At 63.0% G+C, this 23,117-nt stretch carries 20 protein-coding genes and 2 pseudogenes; 16 read left to right on the top strand and 6 right to left on the bottom strand.

Annotated features, from left to right (window positions below):
• Window positions 1–161: 161 nt before the first annotated feature.
• The 7 genes and pseudogenes from WJU18_RS05885 (at window position 162) to WJU18_RS05855 (ending at window position 8,698) form a co-directional block, all read left to right on the top strand.
• Window positions 162–976: pseudogene (locus tag WJU18_RS05885) on the top strand (ABC transporter ATP-binding protein).
• Window positions 973–1,745 (top strand): annotated as a pseudogene (locus WJU18_RS05880) (ABC transporter ATP-binding protein). The pseudogenes WJU18_RS05885 and WJU18_RS05880 overlap by 4 nt, the downstream one beginning before the upstream one ends.
• 10 nt (window positions 1,746–1,755) lie before the next feature.
• A complete protein-coding gene (locus tag WJU18_RS05875) occupies window positions 1,756–3,615 on the top strand; it encodes an AMP-dependent synthetase/ligase (protein ID WP_423459187.1) in 1,860 nt (619 codons plus the stop codon).
• Window positions 3,616–3,799: 184 nt separating this feature from the next.
• Window positions 3,800–4,969, top strand: a complete 1,170-nt coding sequence (locus tag WJU18_RS05870) for an ABC transporter substrate-binding protein (RefSeq protein WP_423459186.1) — start codon at window positions 3,800–3,802, stop codon at window positions 4,967–4,969.
• 328 nt (window positions 4,970–5,297) lie between these two features.
• A complete protein-coding gene (gene asd / locus WJU18_RS05865; protein WP_423459185.1) occupies window positions 5,298–6,116 on the top strand; it encodes an archaetidylserine decarboxylase in 819 nt (272 codons plus the stop codon).
• A gap of 43 nt (window positions 6,117–6,159) precedes the next feature.
• Window positions 6,160–7,338 carry an acyl-CoA dehydrogenase family protein gene (locus WJU18_RS05860; RefSeq protein WP_423459184.1) on the top strand — a complete coding sequence of 393 codons (1,179 nt, stop codon included), beginning with the start codon at window positions 6,160–6,162 and terminating at the stop codon, window positions 7,336–7,338.
• 121 nt (window positions 7,339–7,459) lie between these two features.
• Window positions 7,460–8,698 carry an iron-containing alcohol dehydrogenase gene (locus WJU18_RS05855; RefSeq protein WP_423459183.1) on the top strand — a complete coding sequence of 413 codons (1,239 nt, stop codon included), beginning with the start codon at window positions 7,460–7,462 and terminating at the stop codon, window positions 8,696–8,698.
• A gap of 6 nt (window positions 8,699–8,704) precedes the next feature.
• Here WJU18_RS05855 and WJU18_RS05850 read toward each other — a convergent pair whose 3' ends face one another.
• The gene (locus WJU18_RS05850) at window positions 8,705–9,616 is read right to left on the bottom strand and encodes a LysR substrate-binding domain-containing protein (protein WP_423459182.1); all 912 of its coding nucleotides are present in this window, start codon (window positions 9,614–9,616) and stop codon (window positions 8,705–8,707) included.
• 93 nt (window positions 9,617–9,709) lie between these two features.
• Between WJU18_RS05850 and WJU18_RS05845 the strand changes: the two genes are divergently transcribed.
• The 6 genes from WJU18_RS05845 to WJU18_RS05820 are packed head-to-tail and all read left to right on the top strand — an operon-like array spanning window position 9,710 to window position 15,010.
• Window positions 9,710–10,087, top strand: coding sequence for a Zn-ribbon domain-containing OB-fold protein (locus WJU18_RS05845; protein ID WP_423459181.1), 378 nt, complete (start codon window positions 9,710–9,712; stop codon window positions 10,085–10,087).
• Window positions 10,084–11,220: a thiolase family protein gene (locus WJU18_RS05840; protein WP_423459180.1), complete on the top strand. Its 1,137-nt coding sequence runs from the start codon at window positions 10,084–10,086 to the stop codon at window positions 11,218–11,220. Before WJU18_RS05845 ends, WJU18_RS05840 begins: the two co-directional genes overlap by 4 nt.
• A gap of 13 nt (window positions 11,221–11,233) precedes the next feature.
• Entirely contained in the window at window positions 11,234–12,019 is a 786-nt protein-coding gene (locus WJU18_RS05835) for an SDR family NAD(P)-dependent oxidoreductase (protein ID WP_423459179.1), read from the top strand.
• 24 nt (window positions 12,020–12,043) lie between these two features.
• Complete coding sequence (locus WJU18_RS05830; protein ID WP_423459178.1) at window positions 12,044–13,015, top strand: Bug family tripartite tricarboxylate transporter substrate binding protein; 972 nt, start codon at window positions 12,044–12,046, stop codon at window positions 13,013–13,015.
• A 10-nt stretch (window positions 13,016–13,025) separates the two neighbouring features.
• Window positions 13,026–14,180: a CaiB/BaiF CoA transferase family protein gene (locus tag WJU18_RS05825; protein WP_423459177.1), complete on the top strand. Its 1,155-nt coding sequence runs from the start codon at window positions 13,026–13,028 to the stop codon at window positions 14,178–14,180.
• Window positions 14,181–14,233: 53 nt separating this feature from the next.
• Complete coding sequence (locus tag WJU18_RS05820) at window positions 14,234–15,010, top strand: enoyl-CoA hydratase/isomerase family protein (protein ID WP_423459176.1); 777 nt, start codon at window positions 14,234–14,236, stop codon at window positions 15,008–15,010.
• 29 nt (window positions 15,011–15,039) lie between these two features.
• On the opposite strand, the gene WJU18_RS05815 is transcribed toward WJU18_RS05820, so the two are convergent.
• Complete coding sequence (locus WJU18_RS05815; RefSeq protein WP_423459175.1) at window positions 15,040–15,939, bottom strand: LysR family transcriptional regulator; 900 nt, start codon at window positions 15,937–15,939, stop codon at window positions 15,040–15,042.
• 118 nt (window positions 15,940–16,057) lie between these two features.
• Here WJU18_RS05815 and WJU18_RS05810 point away from each other — a divergent pair, with 118 nt between their 5' ends.
• Window positions 16,058–16,831, top strand: coding sequence for an SDR family oxidoreductase (locus tag WJU18_RS05810; RefSeq protein WP_423459174.1), 774 nt, complete (start codon window positions 16,058–16,060; stop codon window positions 16,829–16,831).
• 38 nt (window positions 16,832–16,869) lie between these two features.
• The gene (locus WJU18_RS05805; protein WP_423459173.1) at window positions 16,870–17,139 is read left to right on the top strand and encodes a hypothetical protein; all 270 of its coding nucleotides are present in this window, start codon (window positions 16,870–16,872) and stop codon (window positions 17,137–17,139) included.
• Window positions 17,140–17,202: 63 nt separating this feature from the next.
• Here WJU18_RS05805 and WJU18_RS05800 read toward each other — a convergent pair whose 3' ends face one another.
• The 3 genes from WJU18_RS05800 to WJU18_RS05790 form a co-directional block, all read right to left on the bottom strand.
• A complete protein-coding gene (locus WJU18_RS05800; RefSeq protein WP_423459172.1) occupies window positions 17,203–18,219 on the bottom strand; it encodes a Bug family tripartite tricarboxylate transporter substrate binding protein in 1,017 nt (338 codons plus the stop codon).
• Window positions 18,220–18,227: 8 nt separating this feature from the next.
• Entirely contained in the window at window positions 18,228–18,926 is a 699-nt protein-coding gene (locus WJU18_RS05795; protein WP_423459171.1) for a fumarylacetoacetate hydrolase family protein, read from the bottom strand.
• Window positions 18,927–18,987: 61 nt separating this feature from the next.
• Complete coding sequence (locus WJU18_RS05790) at window positions 18,988–20,061, bottom strand: cupin domain-containing protein (RefSeq protein WP_423459170.1); 1,074 nt, start codon at window positions 20,059–20,061, stop codon at window positions 18,988–18,990.
• A gap of 148 nt (window positions 20,062–20,209) precedes the next feature.
• On the opposite strand from WJU18_RS05790, the gene WJU18_RS05785 reads away from it, so the two are divergent.
• Window positions 20,210–21,145, top strand: coding sequence for an ATP-binding cassette domain-containing protein (locus WJU18_RS05785; RefSeq protein ID WP_423459169.1), 936 nt, complete (start codon window positions 20,210–20,212; stop codon window positions 21,143–21,145).
• A 730-nt stretch (window positions 21,146–21,875) separates the two neighbouring features.
• Here the strand turns inward: WJU18_RS05785 and purT are convergent.
• Complete coding sequence (gene purT / locus WJU18_RS05780) at window positions 21,876–23,105, bottom strand: formate-dependent phosphoribosylglycinamide formyltransferase (protein ID WP_423459168.1); 1,230 nt, start codon at window positions 23,103–23,105, stop codon at window positions 21,876–21,878.
• Between the last annotated feature and the right edge of the window lie 12 nt (window positions 23,106–23,117).

Genomic DNA, 23,117 nt, shown 5'->3' with positions numbered 1-23,117 from the left:
CTGGCAAAGCTGGACCTTGGCTCCCCCCTGAGGCACTACGTGCCATCCCCTCAAGGGGACACCACCAGCGGCCTGGCAAAGCCAGCTCCGCGGTGGCATGCGTATGGCCTGCTCCGCGGCCTTCTGATCACTCACGGTGCCTTTGGCCGGAAAGTGCGTTCATGATGGATGAGATTCTTCTTTCCGCCAAGAACCTGAGCGTGCGCTTCGGGGGGTGTTGGCCGTGAACGATGTCAGCTTCGACGTGCGGCGCGGCGAGGTATTCACGCTGATCGGCCCCAATGGCGCCGGCAAGACGACGGTATTCAATCTCATCAGCCGCATCTACACCCCCACCAGCGGCAAGATCGATTACGCCGGCCCTGGCGGCATGCTTGAGCTCACGGCGCGCCCGCCCTATCAAGTGGCTTCGCTGGGCATTGCCCGCACTTTCCAGAACATCGAGCTTTTCGAGCACGCCACCGTGCTGCACAACCTGCTGATCGGGCGCCACACACACCGGCGCACGGGCTTCTGGAGCGAGATCTTCTTCACGCCCGCCACGCGCGCCGCCGAGATCGAGGCGCGCGAACATGTGGAACGGGTGATCGATCTGCTGGATCTGCAGCACCACCGCGACTCCATGGTGGCAGGCCTGCCTTATGGGGTACGCAAGGTGGTCGAGCTGGCGCGCGCGCTGTGCGCGGAGCCCCGGTTGCTGCTGCTGGATGAACCCTCCTCGGGCCTGAACGTGGAGGAAACAGAGGACATGGCCTTCTGGATCCAGGACATCGTGCACGAGCTGGGTATCACGGTGCTGATGGTCGAGCATGACATGACGCTGGTCTCCAAGGTGTCCGACCGCGTGGTGGCCATGAACCAGGGCCAGGTGCTGGCCATGGGCACGCCAGGCGAAGTGCAGAGCGACCCCGCAGTGATCGAGGCTTATCTGGGTTCGATCGACGATGTGTCGTCTCTCAGGAGAGTCGCAGCATGAGCGAAACCATGTTGAAACTGCTCAACGTCGAGAGCGCCTACGGCCCCATCAAGGCCATTCGCGGAGTCAGCCTGCAGGTACGCAAGGGCGAAATTGCGACCGTTTTGGGCAGCAACGGCGCGGGCAAGAGCACGATCCTGAAAACCATCTCTGGCATTCTCGATCCTCGCAAGGGCTCCATCGAATTCAAGGGCCAGGACATCACCGCCAAGGACCCCGCTTTCGTGGTGCAGCAAGGCTTGTCCCATGTGCCCGAAGGGCGCGAGGTGTTTCCGCTGCTCTCGGTGCACGACAACCTGCTGATGGGCGCCTATACACGCAAGGACCGCGACGGCGTGGCGCGCGACATGGCCCAGGTGTATGCCTATTTCCCCATCCTGCAGGAGCGCTCCGCCCAGGATGCCGGCCTGCTCTCTGGCGGGCAGCAGCAGATGCTGGCCATCAGCCGGGCGCTGATGGCCGCGCCCGATCTCATCCTGCTCGATGAGCCCAGCCTGGGCCTCTCCCCCGGCTCACCAAGGAAATCTTCGAGATCGTGGTGCGCATCAACCGCGAGCGCGGCACCACCATCCTGCTCGTCGAGCAGAACGCCAACATGGCCCTGAACGCCGCCGACTACGGCTACGTGCTGGAAAACGGACGCATCGTCATGGAAGACACCTGCGCCAACCTGCGCGAGAAGGAGGACATCAAGGAGTTCTACCTCGGCATGAAGGATGCGGGCGTGCGCGGCGAGCGGCGCTGGAAGAAAAAGAAAACCTGGAGGTAAGGAAGCAGCCATGTCCAATCTCTGGGATCTCAATCACATTCAGCCCAGCAGCGAAAACACCCTGGCGGGCGACACGCTCTCGGCCATGTTCTGGAACGCAGTGGAACGGCGCGGCCCCGACACCTGGCTGCGGGAAAAAGTGCTGGGTATCTGGCAAAGCTGGAACTGGACGCAGGCGGGCGATGCGGTGCGCGAAATCGCCGGCGGCCTCATGAGCCTGGGCTTCTCGGCCGGGGACACCGCCTCCATACTCTCCAACACCGTGGTCGAATGGGTGCTGACCGATCTGGCCGTGCTGAGCTGCGGCGGCGTCTCCAACGGCATCTACCCTACCGATGCACCCTCCCAGGTGCACTACCTCTGCGAAGACTCCCGCACCCGGGTGCTCTTCGTCGAAGACGACGAACAGCTTGACAAGGCCCTCAGCGTGCGCGAACAGCTGCCGCTGCTGGGCAAGATCATCGTCTTCGACATGAAGGGCCTGCGCGATCTGGACGATCCTGGCGTCATGAGCCTGCAAGCGCTGCGCGAACTGGGCCGCGCCTACAACACAGCCCGCCCGGACGCCGTGCGGGAACGTGTGGCCGCCTGCCGCCCCGACGACCTGGCGATCCTGGTCTATACCTCGGGCACGACCGGAAAGCCGAAAGGGGCCATGCACACGCATGGAGGCCTGGTCTATACCGTGCGCGGCTACAACACGCTCATCGCGCGGGATTCGTCAGACGAATGCATGTGCTTCCTGCCGCTGTGCCATATCGCCGAGCGCATGGGGGGCGAGTACTTCTCGCTCTACACCGGCGCCAAGCTCAACTTCGTGGAGAACCCCGACACCGTGCCCGAGAACGTGCGGGAAATCGCCCCCACAGTATTCACCGCCGTGCCGCGCGTCTGGGAAAAGCTCTACTCCGGCGTGATGATCGCGCTCAAGGAAGGCACCCGGCTGCAGCAGGTCGTTTATGGATGGGGCATCAAGGTCGGCCACCGCATCGCCGAGCTCGTCATGGCGGGCAAGCCGGTGCCATCCGGCTTGAAGGCCCAGTTCACCGTGGCGCGCTGGCTCGCGCTGGACAATGTGCGCAAGCTGATCGGCATCCATCGCGCACGCTTTCTCGTCACGGGCGCAGCGCCGATTTCGCCGGAACTCGTGAAATGGTATCTGGCGCTCGGCGTGCCGATGCTCGAAGTCTGGGGCATGACCGAGACCTGCGGCGCCTCCACCGGCATGCCGGTGAATCAGATCAAGCCCGGCTCGATCGGCCCCGCCGCGCAGTTCAACGAAGTGCGGCTCGACCCCGGAACGAACGAGATCCTGGTGCGCGGGCGCAATGTCTTCGCCGGCTACCTGAACCTGCCCGAAAAAACCGCCGAGGTGATCGATGCCGAGGGCTGGTTGCACACGGGCGATGTGGGCACCGTGGATGAGGAAGGGTTCTTCCGCATCACCGATCGCATGAAAGACATCATCATCACGGCTGGGGGCAAGAACATCACGCCGAGCGAGCTGGAGAACGAACTCAAGTTCAGCCCCTACATCACCGATGCGGTGGTGATCGGCGACAAGCGGCCTTACCTCACCGTGATCATCATGATCGACCAGGAAAACGTGGAAAAGTATGCGCAGGACAACGATGTGCCCTTCTCCAACTATGCCAGCCTCACGCGCGCACCGGAGGTGCAGGGGCTTATCCAGGGCGTGATCGACGAGCTGAACAAGAAGTTTGCCCGCGTGGAGCAGATCAAGAAATTCTTCCTGCTGGACACGCAGTTGACGGCCGAAGACGAAGAACTTACGCCCACCATGAAGCTCAAGCGCAAGCTCGTGCAAGCCAAGTATGCGCCGCAAATAGAGCACATGTACGCGCCATGAACAACCAACTTCGCCGTCTTGACTCCCTCCCCTTTTGGGGGAGGGCTGGGGTGGGGGCTTTCACTGAAGGATCCGCACAGCAGAAGCCCATTCAGATCAACCGCCGTGAAAGCCCCCACCCCTACCCTCCCCCAGCGGGGGAGGGAGTAAGCCACCAGATTCAACCACCCCAAAGGAGACATCCATGCCATTGAAGCACGCGTTTACCGCCTTGGCCGTCCTGGCGGCCTTGGCCGCCGGGCCCGCCCTGGCCCAGCAGGCCCAGGGCGTGGCCAAGGATCAGATCAACCTCGGCTCCATTCAGGATCTGTCGGGGCCGCTCGCCGGATTCGGCAAGCAGGTGCGCCTGGGCATGATGCTGCGGGTGGATGAGATCAACGAGCAGGGTGGCGTCAACGGCCGCAAGCTCAACCTGAAGGTGGAAGATTCCGGCTACGACCCGAAACGCGCCGTTCTGGCGGCCCAGAAACTCGTGAACCAGGACAAGGTGTTTGCGGTGATCGGCCACATCGGCACGGCGCAGAACGTGGCCACCTTCCCGGTGCTGTTCGAGAAAAACGTGATCAACTTCTTCCCGGTGACCGCCGCCCGCGAGATGTACGAGCCCCTGAACCGGCTCAAGTACTCCTTCGCCGCCACCTACTTTGATCAGATGCGCCTGGCCGCACCCAAGCTGTTCAAGGAAAAGAACGCCAAGAAGGCCTGCGCCATCTACCAGGACGATGAATTCGGCCTGGAGGTGCTGCGCGGCGCTGAAGCGGGCTTGAAAACCATTGGCGTCGAACTCGCCGAAAAGACCAGCTACAAGCGCGCAGCCACGGACTTTTCCTCCCAGGTGGCCCGCATGAAGGCCGCCAACTGCGATTTCGTGGTCCTGGGCACCATCATCCGCGAGACCATCGGCACCGTGGGTGAAGCCCGCAAGACTGGATTCAGCCCCACGTTCCTGGGCTCCAGCGCGGCCTACACCGACCTGATCCACAAACTGGGCGGCAAGGCCATGGACGGCATCTATGCCGCCATGACGGTGCAGAACCCTTACCTGGATGAAGCCTCCCAACCCATCCGCTTCTGGGCCAACAAGTTCAAGACCAAGTTCAACGAAGACCCCACGGTTTTTGCCGTTTATGGTTACATCCTGACCGATGCGTTCATCAAGGGCGCCCAGAAAGCCGGCCCGAATCTCACCACCGACAGCTTCATCAAGGCGATGGACAGCATGACCATCCCGCCTGACATGTTCGGCTCCGCCGAGATGACCTTCAGCGCCACCAAGCGGCTGGGCAACGACTCGGCCCGCTTGTCGCAGATTCAGGACGGCAAGTGGAAAGTGGTGTCTGATTACTTGAAATAACCCCTGAGTCGCTTGCGCGCCTTCCCCCAAGGGGGACGCACCCAGCGGCCTGGCAAAGCTGGACCTTGGCTCCCCCTGAGGCACTACGTGCCATCCCCTCAAGGGGACACCACCAGCGGCCTGGCAAAGCCAGCTCCGCGGTGCCATGCGGATGGCCTGCTCCGCGGCCTTCTGATTGGGATTGGTGTCCGAACCTATGGTCCTTGGCAGCCGTGGGCGGAGAGGCATTCGGGGTTATTTTTTTGGTCGGCAGCGTTTTTGTGAAAATCCGGGCTGTTGGCTTTAGTTTTGGTGCCTCTTTTTGCTCACTTTCAATTCTTCAATTTGCTTGCAGTATCTGCTGCCCAAGAAAATACTGACCCAGGTGGGCGGCGTCTATGCGCGCGCTCGGCTGGGTGGCCTGACCCGTGCCACGATCCGGCGGTTTGTCAATCGCTACGACGTGAACATGGCCGAGGCGGCCAATCCAGATATCGCAAGCTACAGCAGCTTCAACGACTTTTTCACGCGCGCGCTGAATCCAGACGCCCGGCCGCTGGCCGAGGCCGCCTATGTGTGTCCTGTGGATGGCGCGATCAGCCAGTTCGGCACCATCGAGAAAGGCCAGATTTTCCAGGCCAAGGGCCATCACTACAGCGCGACAGCCCTGCTGGCAGGCGATGCGGCGCTGGCGGCGAAGTTCGAACATGGCCAGTTCGCGACGCTGTACCTGAGCCCTCGGGACTACCACCGCATCCATATGCCGTGTGAGGGCCGGCTGCGATCCATGGTGTACGTGCCGGGCGATCTGTTCTCGGTCAACCCGACCACGGCCAGAGGCGTGCCGGGGCTCTTCGCACGCAATGAGCGCGTGGTGTGCCTGTTCGATACCGCCCGTGGCCCCTTCGTGCTGGTCCTAGTGGGTGCCACCATCGTGGGCAGCATGGCCACCGTGTGGCATGGGGTGGTGAACCCGCCCCGGTTGGGCGAGATTCGGCGCTGGGACTATTCAGGGCAGGAAGTGGCGCTCCGCCAGGGCGAAGAAATGGGGCGCTTCCTGCTGGGCTCTACCGTGGTGATGCTCTGGCCCCAGAACACGCTGAAGTTCAACTCCGAATGGGGTCCTGGCAAAGCCATCCGGATGGGCGAAGCCATGTCCTCACCCTGAAATACAGGCCACAAGCAAGACAACAGCGCAAAGGAGACACCGCATGCAGCTGACCCATGAGCACGAGGAAGTCCGCAAGACGCTCAAGCGCTACATAGACGAACACATCAACCCCCATGTGGATGAATGGGAAGCGGCCGAGATCTTTCCTGCCCATCAGGTATTCAAGGGCCTGGGCGATCTGGGCCTGCTGGGCCTGACCAAGCCGGTGGAGTACGGCGGCGCGGGGCTGGACTACTCCTACAGCATGGTGATGGCGGAAACCCTGGGCCATATCCGCTGCGGCGGCGTGCCCATGGCGATCGGTGTACAGACCGATATGTGCACGCCCGCGCTGGCGCGCTTCGGCAGTGATGAACTCAAGCGGGAATTTCTCGCCCCCGCGATCGCGGGCGACATGGTGGGCTGCATCGGCGTGAGCGAGCCCGGCGCGGGCAGCGACGTATCCGGCATCCGAAGCTCGGCACGCAAGGACGGCGATGATTACCTCATCAGCGGCCAGAAAATGTGGATCACCAACAGCCTGCAGGCCGATTGGATGTGCATGCTGGTGAACACCGGAGAAGGCTCGGTGCACAAGAACAAATCGCTGATCATGGTGCCCATGCGCGATGGCCCGGGCGGAAAATTGACCAAGGGCATCGAGGTCGCGCAGAAGATCCGCAAGATCGGCATGAATTCCTCGGATACCGGCCTTCTCTATTTCGACAACGTGCGCGTACCTCAGCGCCACCTGATCGGGCAGGAAGGCCAGGGCTTCATCTACCAGATGCAGCAGTTCCAGGAAGAGCGCCTCTGGGCGGCGGCCAACAGCCTGGTCACACTGGATGACTGCATCCGGGAAACCATTGAATGGGCCCAGCAGCGTCGCATGTTCGGTGCCTCGCTGATCGATCAGCAATGGGTGCAGTTCAAGCTGACCGAGCTGCAGACCGAAGTGGAAGCCCTGCGCGCGCTGACCTGGCGCGCGGGCGAGTTCTACGTGGCGGGGCAGGATGTGCTGCAACTGGCCAGCATGGCCAAGCTCAAGGCGGGCCGGCTCACACGCGAAGTGGCCGACACCTGCCTGCAGTTCTGGGGCGGCATGGGCTTCACCTGGGAAAACCGCATCTCCCGCCTGTACCGGGACGGGCGCCTGGCGTCCATCGGCGGTGGGGCCGATGAGGTGATGATGGGCATCATCGCCAAGACGATGGGGATGGCCAAGCGGCCTGCCAACTGAGCCTGGAAAGTGCTTTCAATATCTTAGCCAAACTCAAAAGAACGGCCAAAGAAAATGCATTGTGGCGCGGCGCGCCATCTCCTAGCCTAGGGCGACCAAACTCATCCGCCCAAACCTTCAGATGCTCCGTGCCGAATCCCGCTCTACCCACGACTTTCATACACGCAACTACCCGCTGAGAATTCACGCGGGAGCGAACGCCCTGACAGAGTTGCCCCGCGAGTTGCAGCGCCTCAACATCTCCCGCGCGCTGATCCTGTGTGGAAAAAGCGTGCGGGAGCGAACCGGACTGACGCAGACAATGCAGAAACTGGCGGGCGAGCGGATCACCGGCATCTTTTCCGGCATTTCCGAAGGCGCTCCAGCAGAATGCATCGAAGACGCCGCCGCCCACGCGCGTGCGCTAAGGGCCGATGCGCTCATCGCGGTGGGCGCCGGCAGCGTGATCAAGGGTGCTCGCGTCGTCGCCATGCTCCTCGGTGAAAACCAGCCGCTGCAGGAAATGGCCACGGTCCATCGGCAAGGCATGCCCCCGCTGAGTCAACGGCTGAATGCGCCGAAGATGCCCATCTTCAACGTACTGACCTCGCCCTCTTCTGCCCAGAACCGCGGCGGCTCAGCGGTACGCTATCGAGGTTCGGCGCATCACCTCGAATTTTTCGATCCCAAGACGCGCCCTCAAGCTGTGTTCTGGGATAACGATGCGCTGGCCACGGCACCACTTTCTCTCGCACGGTCCACGAGCTTCGAAATCTACTGGTGGAGCCTCATGTGCATGGGAAGCGCCGGCTCGGCCAATCCTCTCGTCCAAGCCAGCCGCTATCACGCGTGGCACCTCGCCCGCCGGGCCTACCCCGGCCTGGGCTCAGAGAACCATGCCACTGCGTTGATCGACCTCTGCGCCGCTGCCCTGCTGCAAAACCGGGATGAGGAAGACGGTGGCCGCCCCTGGTCTTGCCACTTGCTGGCGCGGGCCGCCTATGCTTCAGCCGTTGGGGTCTTCAACCATTACGAGGCAGTGACGCAATCGCGCGGCTATGCGGCCTTTGCACCGGCCATGATTCGCGCGCTGGGCACACGCGCTCCGGCTGTGGCGCGCGCCTTGGGCCAGGCGCTGGGCATGGAGTTGGCCGAACCGATGGACGACGCCTTTCTGGCGGAGCAAGTGGCAGCGCTGGTGGAGCGCGACTTCCTGGCTCAAGGCTGGCGCACCGATTTGCATGATTGCGGCATTCCCGCGAGCGACGCCCCTTTGCTGTTGGAGCTGGCCTTGCGCAACTTCAACGCCAATCACGACCGTATGCTCGACCAGCATCGTGAAGCCATGCTCGCGGCCATCACGCAAGTCCTGGCGCCATAGACGGCCTTAAAGCGCAGCGCCGCGAGCCAGATCCTGCCGGACCCACTCCAGAAATGACTGGAAAGCCGGCGTCGCAGTGCGGCTGGAGGACCAGACCAGATAGTAGCCATTGTCGCTGCGGCCTATCAGATCGAAAGGCGCCGTGAGAGCACCGACCTTCAGCAGCTCTCCCACGTAGGCCTGCTGAACCATGGCCATACCCAGTCCGTCAATGGCTGCCTGGATCGCCAATGACGAGTTCTCGAAAGACAGGCTGCGTTGCGGTTTCAGGGCAGGCAAGCCCGCAAGATCGAGCCAGCGCCGCCAGTCATCCATCCGGCGCACCGAGTGCAATAGCGTGGCACCCGACAGGTCACCGGGAGTGGTCATCGTGCAGGTATCGCGCAGATAGGCCGGACTGCACACGGGCTGGAAAGCGTCGTCGAAAAGGCGCATGCCACCCATGCCCGCTGGCACCTCATTGCCAACGAAAGACGCCATGTCCACGTCCTCTTCTTCGAAGCGGATGTCGCGGAAGCTGGTCATGATCTGGATGTCCAGATCGGGGTGCGCACCGTGAAAGCGAGACAGCCTCGGAACCAGCCATTTTTCAGCCAGCGTTGGCAGCAGGCAAAGCTTCAAGGTGTCATGGCGCGGGCCGCGTGCAATAGCACCCAGAGTGAGCTCCATGGACTGGAATGCCTGCGCCAGAACCGGGCGCAGCACCTGGCCGGCATCCGTGAGTTCGACCGAGCGGCCTTTGCGCCTGAGCAGCGGCACACCCACCAATTCCTCAAGCAATTTCACCTGTTGGCTGACCGCCCCCGGCGTCACGCACAACTCCGCCGCGGCGTTCGAAACGCTTTGGTGCCGAGCCACCGCCTCGAAGACCCGCAAGCCTAGCAAGGGTAGGCGATTGCGGCTTATTTGTTTTAGCACAGCTAAATGTTCCCGAAAGAATAAATGCCTTGTTTACATAGAGGAGCGCTGCCTACACTCCAACACAGTCAATCTAACACGTGGAGGCCATTCATGGAAATTATGAAGTATCCGCAAGCACACTTCAGGAACGAGGCTCATGGCATGGTGCTGCTGGGCACGCGAATCCCCGAAACCGGCGAGTTGTGCTTTCCGCCGCCTGAATTTCTCCACGCAGGACAAACCGCGGAACCGGTTTCCATGGGCCCCAGCGGTTGTCTCTATACCTTTACCACCGTCCATCCAGGAAAAGCACCCGCCTACACCTTGGGCATGGTCGATTTCGGCAACGGCCTGCGGGTCTTCGGCCGCCTGGCGTGGCCGGAGGGGTCCGAACCCGCCATCGGGGATGCGGTGCATGCCGTTGCTTTCACGCTGCCGGATGGCACGCCGGACTACGCCTTCGCGCCATGGAAAGGAGCCGCAGCATGAAGGAACCCATGATCACGGGGGTGGGCATCTCCGACTTCGGCCGCTTCCCCGATCTCACTGAGGAAGTTCTGGCCCAGGTTGCCATTCTGGCCGCGCTGAAAGACGCTGGCCTGAGCATCGGCGATGTGCAGGCGTTCTACTGCGGCAACGCGCTCGGAGGCCATTTGCCAGGCCAGAGGGCCCTGCGCGAGTTGAGAACCGGCGGTGAAGCCGTCTACAACGTTGACAACGCGTGCTCCAGCGGCGCCACGGCCTTGAACCTGGCCTTGCAGGCGCTGCGCGCCGGCCAGTACGAGACTGTGATCGTTTTCGGCATGGATCACCTGAGCGGGCTGGGGGGCGGCGCGCTACCGCTGAATGAGCGTGATTGGAACAATCGGCGCGGCATGATCATGCCGGCCCTGTATGCCATGCGCGCCAAGCGCTACATGCACGACCATGGCATTGGCGCCAATGCGCTGGCGGATGTGTCCGTGAAAAACCGCCGCCACGGCATGCTCAATCCGATCGCCAAGTTCTGCCGCGAAGTCACCCGTGAAGAGGTGCTCTCCTCCAGGATGGTGGCCGACCCCCTCACTTTGCTGGAATGCTGCCCGAGCGTAGTAGACGGAGCGGCGGCGCTGGTGCTGAGCACACGTCCTTCACAAGGGACTGCCAAACCCGTTCACGTGCTGGCTTCGGTAGTGCAATCGGGAATCTTCGAAACCCATCAGGTGGACATGACGGAAGCCGAGATCACCCGGCGCGCGGCGCGACTGGCTTATGACCAGGCGGGTATGGGCCCCGGCGACCTGCATCTTGTCGAGGTCCACGATGCCTTTGCCATCTCGGAGTTGCTGTATTACGAGGCGCTGGGGTTGTGCGGCCGGGGCGAGGCGGCAGATTTGCTTGCAAGCGGCGCCACGGCACTGGGCGGCCGCATTCCGGTCAATCCAAGCGGTGGTCTGATCGCCAAGGGGCACCCTCCGGGCGCCACCGGGGTAGCGCAGATCGTCGAGTTGTGCGAGCAGCTGCAAGGCCGCGCAGGCCGCAGACAGGTCGAAGGTGCGCGCATTGGACTGAGCCAGGTGACCGGCGGCGGAATCTGGGGTGTGGACCACGCCGCCTGCGCCATCCATGTTCTCACTGCTTGAAGAAAGAGCCGCCATGAACTCCACTGACCATCTTGCTTCGCCTTCTCCAGAACTGGCCGGCCTGAGCGCCATCGTGACCGGAGGCGCCAAAGGCATCGGTCTGGGCATCGCTCACAGCCTGGCCGCAGCCGGCTGCCATGTCTCGATCTGGGATGTCGATGCTGCGGCGCTTGAAAGCGCCGCGGAGCAACTGAGCGCGACCAAGGCCCAGATCTCCACCCACCGGGTCAGCGTGACGTCGATGGACGATGTCCAGGCCGCTGCCGACGAGATCCGTGCTCGCTACGGACGCCTTGACATTCTGGTCAACAACGCCGGGATCGGCGGAGACAAGCTGGTGACGAAGATGCCGCTGGATTTCTGGCAGCGCGTGATCGAAACCAACCTGACCTCGCAGTTCATCTGCTGCAAGGCAGTGATACCGGCCATGATGGAGCAGCAGTTCGGCCGCATCATCAACATCTCATCGCGCGCCTGGCTCGGCAACCGGGGACAGGCCAGCTATTCGGCCTCGAAAGGCGGAGTGGTCAGCCTCACGCGCACCCTGGCATTGGAATTCGCCCGCAATGGCATCACGGCCAATGCCATCGCGCCGGGTATTGTGGCAACGCCGCTGTTCGACACACTCGCCCCCCAGGTACAGGAGGACCTCAAGCACACGGTCCCCGTGCAGCGTATCGGCCAGGCAGAAGATATCGCCAATGCCGTGCGTTTCTTTGCGTCGCCAGCCTCGGGCTACGTCACAGGCCAGGTCCTCTATGTATGCGGCGGGCGCAGCCTGAGCAGTCCATCCGTCTGAATCCGGAAGCAAAAGGAGACAAACATGAAACGCAGGGAATTTTCACTGGCCGCTGCCGCGGCCGTATTCGCTCAAGCCATGTCCGCGCAAGCGGCAGACTATCCCTCGCGCCCTGTGCGCCTCATCGTGCCCTACCCGCCAGGCGGCGGTACCGACACCGTGGCGCGCGCTGTTTTTGAGCGCGTGGCCACCCTCACGAAGCAGCCCTTCGTGGTGGACAACAAGGCAGGCGCGGGTACGAGCATCGGCCTTGCGGAGTTGGCCCGATCTCATCCGGACGGCTATACGGTCGGCGTAGGCGGAAGCAGTGATCCGCTGCTGCCGTTCCTCTACGAAAAGCTCCCCTTCAACCCGGCGGCTGATCTCACGTTCGTTGCCACGCTGGCCACCGTGCCGATCGTGCTGGCAGCGGGACCGAGCCTGCCCGCGAAGACCATGGGTGAGCTGTTGGCCATTGGCCGCGCCAAGGGTGCCAAGCCCATGGACTATGCGTCGCCAGGAATCGCCTCGCCCCATCATCTGGCAGGCATCTACCTGGGAGAGATGGCCCGTATCCCCCTCGTGCACGTCCCCTACAAGGGGACGTCGCAAGCCACGACCGATCTGATCGGCGGCCACGTCCCGCTGGCCATGCTGGGCCTTCCGTCCGCGCTCTCGTTTGCCCGGCAAGGCAAACTGAAAATCCTTGGCGTGGCGAGCAAGCAGCGCTCCGCGCTGGCGCCCGATGTACCCACCATCAGCGAGGGGGGCGTTCCGGGTTTCGACGCCGGCTATTGGTGGCACGTGACCGTCCCCACTGGAACCCCGAAACCGGTCATCGAGACATTGCGCCACGCTATCAACAAGGCGCTGGACATGCCCGATCTGCGGGAGTCGCTGCTCAAAAGCGGCTTCGAACCCATGCAGTTGCCTGAAGCCGAAGCCGAAAAAGCCTTGAAGGCCGACACCGCCAAGTGGGCCAAGGTCATTCGCGACAACCATATCCATGGCATGTAAGGGTGCCCAGATGCTTGCAGATTCCTTGGCCGGCGTGCGCGTCGTCGATTTCACCCAGGTAGCCGCAGGACCTGCCTGCACGCAGTTGCTGGCAGACCTGGGTGCCGACGTGATCAAGATCGAGGCCCCGCAGGGTGAACTGTGCCGCGCGCTGGCTCCGTTTGTCGAAGGGCAGAGCGTGGGATTTCTCGCCCTCAACGGCAGCAAGCGCAGCGTAGCTCTGGATCTCAAAGATCCCCGGCAATGCGCGGCAGCCCTTGAACTGGCTGCCGGCGCCGACGTGGTGGTGGAGAGCTTTCGCCCCAGTGTAATGCAACGGCTTGGCCTGGGCTACGAGGAGGTCAGCCGGTGCAACCCGAAGGTGGTGTATTGCTCCATCTCGGCCTATGGACAAGAAGGAGCCTGGAGGCACAAGCCTGGCGTCGACGGCGTGCTGCAAGCCGTTTCAGGCCTCATGAGCGTGACCGGATTGCCCGATGCGCCGCCGTGCAAGGTACAGGTTCCAATCGTAGACATGGTCACTGGCTATCTCGCCTGCATCGGCGTGCTCGGCGCGTTGGCGAAACGCGCACAGGGCGGCAGCGGGCAGTGGATCGATGCCAGCATGTTCGCCTCGGCCGTTGCCATGCAGCAAATGAACCTTGCAGGCTACTTTGCCGATGGCGTGGTGCCTACGCGCATCGGCAGCGCTGCTCCCTATGCCGCGCCCAATGAAGCGGTGCGCTGCGCGGATGGCTGGATCATGCTGGCCGCTTATCACCCTTCGCGCTGGGGCGCATTGTGCGACGTGCTGGAGTCTCCGGAACTGCTCTCCGACCCGCGCTTCGCGGATCTCTCGGGCCGCATCGCCCATCGCGACGCACTGGTGAAACGGCTCGAGGAACGCATGGCGCTACGTCCCCGGGATGAGTGGTTGCAACGCTTCGAGGCTGCCGACATCATCTGCGCACCGATCAACGACTACGCCGAACTGGTTGCCTCGCCGGTATTCACAGATGCCCTGATCACCGAAACCGTAGAACACCCGATCGCGGGCAGGATTACCATTGCCCGGACGCCCCTGCGTGCAGTGGGAGAAATCCCCGCCGCGCGGCGGCCCGCCCCACTCGCGGGCCAGCACACGCAGGAAGTAATACAGGAAGCCGGCATTTCCCTTGAGCCATGAAATGCGCACCTGGAACTGTCTGCGCTTGTTGCCCATGAAAGAACCCCAACATCATGCCCGTCACCATTGAAGTCAGCGATTTCATCGCCACCGTCACGTTGAACCGCCCCGAAGCGATGAACGCCCTTGATCCGGAATCAGCGGCCCAGCTTCATGAGGCCTGGCGCGCTATCTCCACGCGCGAAGATGTGCGTGTCGGAATTCTCACGGGGGCGGGAGAACGTGCTTTCTGTGCTGGGGCCGATCTGAAGAAAACCATGCCGCCGGCAGAGAGTTTCGCCGAGCTTCACTTCGGCCCCATGACGGGAATCCCCCCGATGTCAACGCTGCAGACGCCCAAACCGATGATCGCGGCGCTCAACGGCTTTGCCTTGGGCGGCGGCCTCGAACTGGCCATGCTCTGCGATATCCGCATTGCCGCGGATACGGCGACGTTCGGGTTGCCTGAAGTGGGTATTGGCAGCATCCCCGCAGGAGGCGGCACTCAGCGTATCGTGCGTGCGATTGGCCAGTCCGATGCCATGCTGATGCTGCTGACAGGTGAACGTATCGATGCCCGGGAAGCGCTGCGCATCGGGCTGGTCAGCCGAGTCGTGCCGGGAGCGGAATTGGCAGCGGCTGCGCGCTCGATCGCCAGCCGCATCGCAGCCAACGCCCCGCTCGCAGTGGTGGCCGCCAAGCGGCTCGCCTATATCGGCGGTGAGTTACCGCTGGCAGCCGGGCTCGAACTGGAGCAGCAGAGCTTCGGCAACCTGCGCGATTCAGGAGACCGGATCGAAGGCCGCCGCGCTTTCGCTGAAAAACGCCAACCTCGCTTTCAAGGACGATGATCAGTTCATTGGGCGGCCCTTTGAGCGCCTCACTCCACGCACTGCCCCATGAGGTCAGCCAGCCAGTCGCTGAAGGCCTTGACCCGGCGTGACAGGTGGCGCCGATGCGGGTAGATGATCTGCACCGGCATGGAGGGGGCTCGCCATCCCGGCAGCACCTCCACCAGTTCCCCCCGTTCCAAATGCTCGCGCACATCGAACGCCGGAATCTGAATCAGCCCCAGGCCCGCCAGGCAGCAGGCAATGTAGGTTTCGGCATTGTTGACTGCGACTTGTGCTTGCATCGGTAGGGTGTGGAGGCGCTCTTCTTCTACCCATTCCCAGGCAGCCGCCCGGTTGCTGCCAGGTGACGCATAGTTGACGGCGAAGTGCCTGGGCAGCTCGGCGGGCCGCTCGGGCACACCATGAAGGGTCAGATAAGCAGGGCTCGCACAATTGATCATGCGAAATGCGCCCAGCGGACGCGCTACCAGGCTGCTGGAGGCCATCTCGCCCACGCGCAGGGCACAGTCGATCCCCTCATGCACCAGATCGACGGCACGGTCGCTGGAGCCCAGATTCAGTTCGAGCCTCGGGTGCCGGGCAAAGAAGCCCGGCAGCGCTGGCGCCACTTGGTGCCGGGCAATGCGGCTGGGCAGATCGACACGCAAGCGGCCCTGCAAGGCCTGGGCTTGCGGATGAAAGAGCTGCTCCAGCTCTTCGCTGTCAGCCACCAGAGCCATGCCCCGTTCCAGCAAGGCCTCGCCGTCCTGCGTCAGGCTCACACGCCGGGTTGTCCGGTTGAGTAGCCGCGCGCCCAGCCGTGCCTCGAGTTGCTGGACCGCCAGCGAGACGGTGGGCCGTGGCAGGCCGAGCTGATCGGCCGCCACCGTGAAGCCGCCACTCTGCGCCACCCGGATGAAGATGCGTAATTGATCAATGCGGTCCATGGGCATTTTGGTACTGAATTCTGGATAGTTCTGTAAAAAACCAAAGCTTTATTCTCGCAAACTTGCCTAATATATTCATGAAACCTCTTCCCCTCACCCATCGACAACAGGAGTTTTCATGTCCAAACACAGTATCCAAGGCAAGGTCGCTCTGATTGCGGGCGGCGCCAAAAACCTGGGCGGCCTGATCGCCCGTGATCTCGTCGCCCAAGGCGCGAAGGCCGTAGCCATTCACTACAACAGCGCCGCCAGCAAGGCCGACGCCGACGCCACCGTGGCCGATCTCAAGAAAGCGGGCGCCCAAGCCGTCGCCTTGCAGGCCGACCTGACCACCGCCGGCGCCATGGAAAAACTCTTCGCGGACACCGTAGCCGCAGTGGGCCGGCCAGATATCGCCATCAATACCGTAGGCAAAGTGCTCAAGAAGCCGCTGCTTGAAATCAGCGAGGCGGAGTACGACGAAATGACGGCCGTCAACAGCAAATCCGCCTTCTTCTTCCTCAAGGAGGCAGGCAAGCATGTCAACGACAACGGCAAGGTTGTGACGCTGGTCACCTCGCTCCTGGGCGCTTTTACGCCGTTCTATGCTTCTTACGCGGGAACCAAAGCCCCCGTGGAACACTACACCCGGGCGGCCGCCAAGGAATTCGGCGCACGCGGCATCTCCGTGACGGCCGTGGGCCCTGGCCCGATGGACACGTCCTTCTTCTACGGCCAGGAAAGCGCCGACGCGCAGGCCTATCACAAGACCGCGGCGGCACTTTCACCCTTCAGTAAGACGGGCCTCACCGATATCGAAGACGTGGTCCCCTTCATCCGCCATCTCGTGAGCGACGGCTGGTGGATCACGGGCCAGACCATCCTGATCAACGGTGGCTACACCACGAAATAGTTCTTCTCATCTAAGAGATTCAACCTAAAGGACAACCCATGCATGTCATTCTCGTGATCGCGGGCGGTGTGGTTTTACTGGGCTTGTTCCTGCTCTTTGGTTGGCTGTGGGGAGCCAGCGCCAGCGGCATGGCTCTGGCAGCGAAATTCTTCGTGCCAGCCTGGCTGGCCGTGGCCGCAGTCAACATGTGGGTAGGTGTGCACCATGCAGGCTACAGCGTGCGCGAAGAGTTCCCCATCCTGCTTCTGGTCTTCGCGTTGCCGGCTGTCGCCGCCGGCATCGCTCTATGGCTGCTGTCGCGCGGATAAGGACCAGACAACTGCAGCCCGGCCGCCACATGGAGATGTGGTGCGCGTCATGGAGGCGCCTGCTCACTCCAGCGAGATGTTCTTTCGCTTGATGAGTTGCTCGTAGAGCTTGCCCTTCTCAAGCGCCTGCCGACGGATCTCGCGGGGAGACCAATTGATCGGCTCGAAGGCGAAGGTTTCCATGCGCTCGCGGATGTCGGCGTCCTGCAGCACCTTGGCAACGTCCTGCTCAATCTTCTGCTGCACGGCCGGAACGATACCCTTGGGCGCTGCCAGGATGACGAAGGAGCTTTGGGTGAACTCTTTCGGCCCGCCGGCCTCGGCGACCGTGGGCACCTCAGGCATCTGCGGAATACGCTTGGGCGTCGCTACTGCCAAGTAGCGCACCTTCTTCGACTGATACACCCCCAGACTGGACGGAATGCTCCCAAACGCCCAGGCGATCTCGTTGCCCGCGAGGGCAGTGAACATCTGCCCTGAATCCTTGAACGGGATGTGTTGCATCTCGATGCCCGTGGCCAGCTCCAACTGCTCGCCGCCCAAATGGCCCGGGCTGCCAACGCCCCAGGATCCATAGTTGATCTTGCCCGGCTCCGCCTTGGCGGCCGCCACCAGATCGCCGATGCTCCTCCAGAGCGAATTCACCGGCACGGTCACCAAAAAGGGCGTGTTGTACAGCGAGGCTACCGGGTCGTACGCCTGCAGGGTATTGAAGTTGCGTGACTTGTAAAGCAGCGGCAACGCCGCCAGTTGCTCGCTGTCGAGCTGCACCAGCGTATAGCCGTCAGGTGGCAGGCGGCGCGTGGCCTCGAAGACGACGAAGCCGCCGGCGCCGGGGCGGTTCTGCACGAGGACTGGCTGGCCCCAGAGCTTGGAAAGCTTGTCCGTGATCGTGCGCAACAAGGCATCCGGCCCGCTGCCCGGCGGGAAAGGAGTGAAGATATTGACCGGCTTGGCGGGAAACGCACCTTGCGCCTGCGCGGGCGCCGCCATGAAGAGGTTCGCAGCCGCCAGGACCAGCGCCGCCGCCGCGCGGCCCATACGCTTGCAGGGCACGATCGTGGGAACGGGTCTGGTCATGCTGTCTCCTACTCAGGCTGGCCGATGGAGAGTGCGATCTCGCCCACGCCATCGATCTTGCCGGTGATCTTGTCGCCCGGCTGCACTGCGCCCACACCTTCAGGCGTGCCGGTGTAGATCAGGTCGCCCGGCTGCAGGTGGTAATACTCCGAGAGATTGGAAATGACCTCTGGAATGCTCCAGATGAGGTCTTTCAGATCGGCGTTCTGCTTGAGCACCCCGTTCACGGAAAGCTGGATATTACCGCTCGAGAGATGCCCGATTTCGCTGGCAGGCACCAGAGGACTCATCACGGCGGCGTTCTCGAAATCCTTGCCGAAATCCCAGGGGCGGCCCATTTCACGCGACTTGATCTGCAGATCGCGCCGCGTCATGTCGAGCCCGCAGGCGTAACCCCAGACGCACTCTTGCGCTTCTTCCGTCGACACGCGGAAGGCGGGCTTGCCGATGGCAATGACCAGCTCCATTTCATAGTGGTAGTTCTTGGTGCCGAGCGGATAGGGGATGGCGCTGCCGGTCATCACCAGATCGAGCGGGGTCTTGTTGAAATAAAACGGTGGCTCGCGGTCGGGATCGAAACCCATCTCGCGCGCATGAGCCGCGTAATTGCGGCCCACGCAGAAGATGCGGCTCACGGCGTATTGCTGGCTGCCGCCGCGTACGGGTACGGCTGCTTGGGGAGCGGGAGGAAAGACGTAAGTGCTCATGGTGCTGCTGCGGATCAAGGGTTCTCTGGACGCGGTTTGAAGAAGATATTAAGGGAATGACTCAAAAGTCCTCGTAGAAGCCCAACGCGCGCTGCATGGGCGCATCGTCCACGTGGAACAGATAGGCCTCCTGCCCTGAAGCGCGGTGCGTCACCTCGGCGTGTGTGGGCACCGCCAGGGTGTCACCCTCGCTCCATTGCAGCAAGGTGCCGTCGATCACGGATTCGCCCCGGCCTTCGATGACATGAATCACGCTGCTGGCCGAGCGCTTGCGCGGCCGCCAATCCTGCCCGGCGCGTAGCAACTGCGCGGAAAAACCCAGCGTGGGCAGGCAGGACTGCCCGGTCTCCGGGTTGACGTAGGCCAATTGCACCGCCTCGTCGGCCGGCGTCACGCCGGCCAGCAGGCCCAGCGCCTCGCGCACATCGGTCCAGGGGAAGCGGATCTGGGGATACTTGGGCCGCTGCAGCTGGCCGAGCGATGCATAGGGCAGCAGGCCGGCGCGGCGGTACTTGTTCTGCGAGGCATCAGGCTCAGGCCTGGTTTTCTGCGAAGGGCCCTCGATGGCATAGGAGGCCTCCATGGCATAGACCATCGGCAGATCCAGCGTGTCCATCCAGATCACCGGGCCACTGCCCTCGTGGCCATGTTCGTGCCAGTTGAGCGCGGGCGTCAGGATCAGATCGCCCTTTTCCATCGGGCATTTCTCCCCGTTGACGGTGGTGTAGCCGCCGCTGCCTTCGATGACGAAACGCACCGCCGTGGGCGTATGCCGATGGTTGGGCGCCACCTCGCCCGGCAGAATGAGCTGCAGGCCGACGTAGATCGTCGGTGTGGCCACCAGCTTGTCAATGCCATGGCCGGGGTTGCATAGCACCAGCACGCGGCGCTCTGCCTTCTCAATGGGCGTCAGCTCGCCCGCGCGGAGCAGGTGAGGCCGCACGTCCTCGTAGCGCCACATGAAAGGCTGCGTGCTGCGCACCGGCTTGTGGCGGGGCAGCAGGCCGCGCAGTTGCGGCCACAGCGGCGCGACCGACAAATCATTGATGGCCTTGAGGTATTCGGGCGGCAAATCTTCCAGCCGCCCGAGCGACTCCACGTGACCGAGCGAGTTGACGGCATCCAATGCATCCACGGCGTGTCTCCTTGGGCTGCCTCACTATGACAGCAATTTTCTCAGCAATTGATATGTTCACTTATTATTCTAGGGACTAGGCCAGGTGCGTGCAAGCACGCCGGGAGACGCTCATGGTCCGCGCGCCAATCCGTGCAAAATGAGCGCCATGACTCTTCTGGATGTACAGGGCCTCGTCAAACGCTATGGCGAGGCACGCGTGGTGGATGGCGTGGATTTTTCCATTGCGCCGGGCGAGTGTCTGGGCGTGATCGGCCCCAATGGCGCCGGCAAGACCACCACCATCCGCATGTGCCTGGGCCTGACCGGTCCGGATGAAGGGCAGATCCACTATTTCACGCGGCCCGATGGCTCCGCCTGGGCCATGCCTCAGGATGCGTTGGCCATCAAGGCGAGGCTGGGCGTGGTGAGCCAGTTCGATTCACTCGACCCTGATTTCAGCTGCGCCGAGAATCTGTTTGTCTTCGGCCGCTACTTCGGCCTCGGGCGCTCTGCCTTGACCGAACGCGTGCCACAGTTGCTCGATTTCGCCGCTTTAGGCCACAAGGCGCAGGCCAAGCCGGGCGAGCTTTCCGGCGGCATGCGGCGGCGCCTGTCGTTGGCGCGCGCGCTGATCAACAACCCTGATCTGCTGCTGCTCGATGAACCAACCACAGGGCTCGATCCGCAGGCACGCCACCTCATGTGGGAACGGCTGCAGATGCTGCTGCAAAGCGGCAAGTCGATCCTGCTGACCACCCATTTCATGGACGAGGCTGAGCGCCTGTGCAATCGCCTCCTGGTGCTGGACCACGGCCGCAAGATCGCGGAAGGGCGACCGCGCGAGCTCATTGCACAGCATCTCGAGCCCGAGGTGGTGGAGGTGTACGGCCAGGGGGCGCTGGCGCTCGCCGAGTCGCCCCTGTCGCAGCACGCCGCGCGCGTGGAACGCAGCGGCGAGACAGTGTTCTTCTACACCAGCCACGCGCGGCCGCTGCTGCAGGCGCTCGAGGCGCACCCTCAGCTGCGCACTCTGCACCGCCCGGCAAACCTGGAGGATCTGTTCCTCAAACTCACCGGACGGCAGATCCGGGAAGACGCCTAGGACGTTCTTAGCTCCATGCCTTTCAAGGTCTTTGGATAGCGCCCTGCGCCACTGGGTGTGAATGCTGGCGGTCCGTTATTTTCGGATGGGTGTCGGGCACTGTAATGAGGAGATTGGAAAAGGAACAGCCGGGTGGAAGTGGCGCCGTGAAAGCCCCCTTCCCAACCTTCCCCCAGTGGGGGAAGGAGTAATACAGCGGAGCGTAGCGAAGCCCGTTGATTCGCGGGCCGAGCGCAGCAATGGCCCGAGCCACGGGTCCCCTCTGCCCGCGCTGAGAAGCGCAGGGCAAGGGGCGGGCAAGGGCACTGCAAGATGCCCTTGCTTCGTGCTCTAGCTTGCTGCAGCTGTTTGAGCGCAGTGAGCGAAGCGATCGTAGCGAGTTCTGCAGCACCGCCCCTTGACCGAGCATCGCAGGCTGCCCGGAGCGCAGCGCAGGGACGCGGGCAGTGGGGTCGCCTTTTCTTGGGTTACCTTCTTTTGGCGACGCAAAAGAAGGTGACTGCACCGCCGGGGGCAATCCCGGCCTCCGACCTCAAATCAAACAGCTGAAGGTCATTAGGAAGCAGAAGGCCGTTCAGATCAACCGACAGTGAAAGCCCTCACAGGATGACCTGCCCCGCCCAGCCCTCTCCCAAGGGGAGAGGGAGCAAAACCCCGCGCGGGAAGAACTCCCTACGAGCGAAGGAACCCCCGCATGGCAAAGACCTTGAAAAGCATGGTTCTTAGCTTGTCAGCTCTTGCGCGGCCTGACCTTGCCCGCCGCCAGCTTGGCATTGCCACGCGCCGTCTCCACGTCGGCCGCGCGCGCCAGCGCCACGCCCATGCGGCGCTTGGCAAAGCTCTCGGGCTTGCCGAACAGGCGCAGGTCGGTGCCGGGTACACGCAGAGCCTCATCCACACCGTCAAATACGATCCCCTGCGCCTCCACGCCGCCATAGATCACGGCGCTGGCGCCCGGATTGCGCAGGCTGGTGTCCACCGGCAGGCCCAGGATGGCGCGCGCATGCAATTCGAACTCGCTCTGATGCTGGGTGCATAGCGTGACCAGGCCAGTGTCGTGCGGACGCGGGCTTACCTCGCTGAACCAGACTTCATCACCTTTCACGAACAACTCCACCCCGAAGATACCCTGCCCTCCGAGGTTGTCCGTCACGGCCTTGGCGATCCGGCGCGACTCCGCCAACGCGGCCGGGCGCATGGGATGAGGCTGCCAGCTTTCCACGTAGTCGCCGCTGACCTGCAAATGCCCGATCGGATCGCAGAATTGAGTCTCGATCTGGCCGTCGGCGCCCACGGCCCGCACAGTAAGCTGAGTGATTTCATAGTCGAAATCGATGAAGCCTTCGACGATCACGCGGCCATGGCTCACGCGGCCGCCGGCCATGGCGTAGTCCCAAGCCTTCTGCACGTCGTCCGGGCCGTCGATCCGGCTCTGACCCTTGCCGGAACTGCTCATCACGGGCTTGATGATGCAAGGGTAGCCGATGCCTCGGCGGCCGGAATCGCCCTCTTTCGGGCCTTCGATGGCGGCCCGCAATTCGTCCAGCGAATTGCAGAACTGGTAAGGGCTGGTGGGCAGGCCCAGCGTCTCGGCGGCCAGCACGCGAATGCCTTCACGGTCCATCGTCAAGCGCGCGGCGCGGGCCGTAGGAATGACCCGCACGGTGCCTTCGGCTTCCAGCTCCTCGAGCATGGGCGTGGCGATGGCCTCGATCTCCGGCACCACCAGGTGAGGCCGCTCTGCTTCGACCACGGCCTTGAGCTGCGCCGGGTCGCTCATCACGACGGTGCGCGCATGGTGGGCCACCTGCTGGCCGGGCGCATTGTCATAGCGATCGACGGCGATCGTTTCCACGCCCAGCCGTTGCAGCGCGATCAGTACTTCCTTGCCCAGCTCGCCTGAGCCCAGCAGCATGACTTTGGTGGCATGGGGCGAAAGAGGGGTTCCGAGGGTCGTCATGGGTGTTCCGGA

The sequence above is a fragment of the Ottowia sp. VDI28 genome (assembly GCF_049532675.1).
In the GTDB taxonomy this organism is placed as follows: Bacteria; Pseudomonadota; Gammaproteobacteria; order Burkholderiales; family Burkholderiaceae_C; genus Ottowia.
Note: the sequence above shows the minus strand (reverse complement) of the source record. Positions and strands in the feature narration are given on the sequence as shown.

Excerpts from the sequence above, each read along its gene's own strand:
- WJU18_RS05875 (WP_423459187.1), top strand. The coding sequence starts at position 1,756 with ATGTCCAATCTCTGGGATCTCAATCACATTCAGCCCAGCAGCGAAAAC.
- WJU18_RS05870 (WP_423459186.1), top strand. The coding sequence starts at position 3,800 with ATGCCATTGAAGCACGCGTTTACCGCCTTGGCCGTCCTGGCGGCCTTG.
- WJU18_RS05860 (WP_423459184.1), top strand. The coding sequence starts at position 6,160 with ATGCAGCTGACCCATGAGCACGAGGAAGTCCGCAAGACGCTCAAGCGC.
- WJU18_RS05855 (WP_423459183.1), top strand. The coding sequence starts at position 7,460 with ATGCTCCGTGCCGAATCCCGCTCTACCCACGACTTTCATACACGCAAC.
- WJU18_RS05845 (WP_423459181.1), top strand. The coding sequence starts at position 9,710 with ATGGAAATTATGAAGTATCCGCAAGCACACTTCAGGAACGAGGCTCAT.
- WJU18_RS05840 (WP_423459180.1), top strand. The coding sequence starts at position 10,084 with ATGAAGGAACCCATGATCACGGGGGTGGGCATCTCCGACTTCGGCCGC.
- WJU18_RS05835 (WP_423459179.1), top strand. The coding sequence starts at position 11,234 with ATGAACTCCACTGACCATCTTGCTTCGCCTTCTCCAGAACTGGCCGGC.
- WJU18_RS05830 (WP_423459178.1), top strand. The coding sequence starts at position 12,044 with ATGAAACGCAGGGAATTTTCACTGGCCGCTGCCGCGGCCGTATTCGCT.
- WJU18_RS05825 (WP_423459177.1), top strand. The coding sequence starts at position 13,026 with ATGCTTGCAGATTCCTTGGCCGGCGTGCGCGTCGTCGATTTCACCCAG.
- WJU18_RS05820 (WP_423459176.1), top strand. The coding sequence starts at position 14,234 with ATGCCCGTCACCATTGAAGTCAGCGATTTCATCGCCACCGTCACGTTG.
- WJU18_RS05815 (WP_423459175.1), bottom strand. The coding sequence starts at position 15,939 with ATGGACCGCATTGATCAATTACGCATCTTCATCCGGGTGGCGCAGAGT.
- WJU18_RS05810 (WP_423459174.1), top strand. The coding sequence starts at position 16,058 with ATGTCCAAACACAGTATCCAAGGCAAGGTCGCTCTGATTGCGGGCGGC.
- WJU18_RS05805 (WP_423459173.1), top strand. The coding sequence starts at position 16,870 with ATGCATGTCATTCTCGTGATCGCGGGCGGTGTGGTTTTACTGGGCTTG.
- WJU18_RS05800 (WP_423459172.1), bottom strand. The coding sequence starts at position 18,219 with ATGACCAGACCCGTTCCCACGATCGTGCCCTGCAAGCGTATGGGCCGC.
- WJU18_RS05795 (WP_423459171.1), bottom strand. The coding sequence starts at position 18,926 with ATGAGCACTTACGTCTTTCCTCCCGCTCCCCAAGCAGCCGTACCCGTA.
- WJU18_RS05785 (WP_423459169.1), top strand. The coding sequence starts at position 20,210 with ATGACTCTTCTGGATGTACAGGGCCTCGTCAAACGCTATGGCGAGGCA.
- purT (WP_423459168.1), bottom strand. The coding sequence starts at position 23,105 with ATGACGACCCTCGGAACCCCTCTTTCGCCCCATGCCACCAAAGTCATG.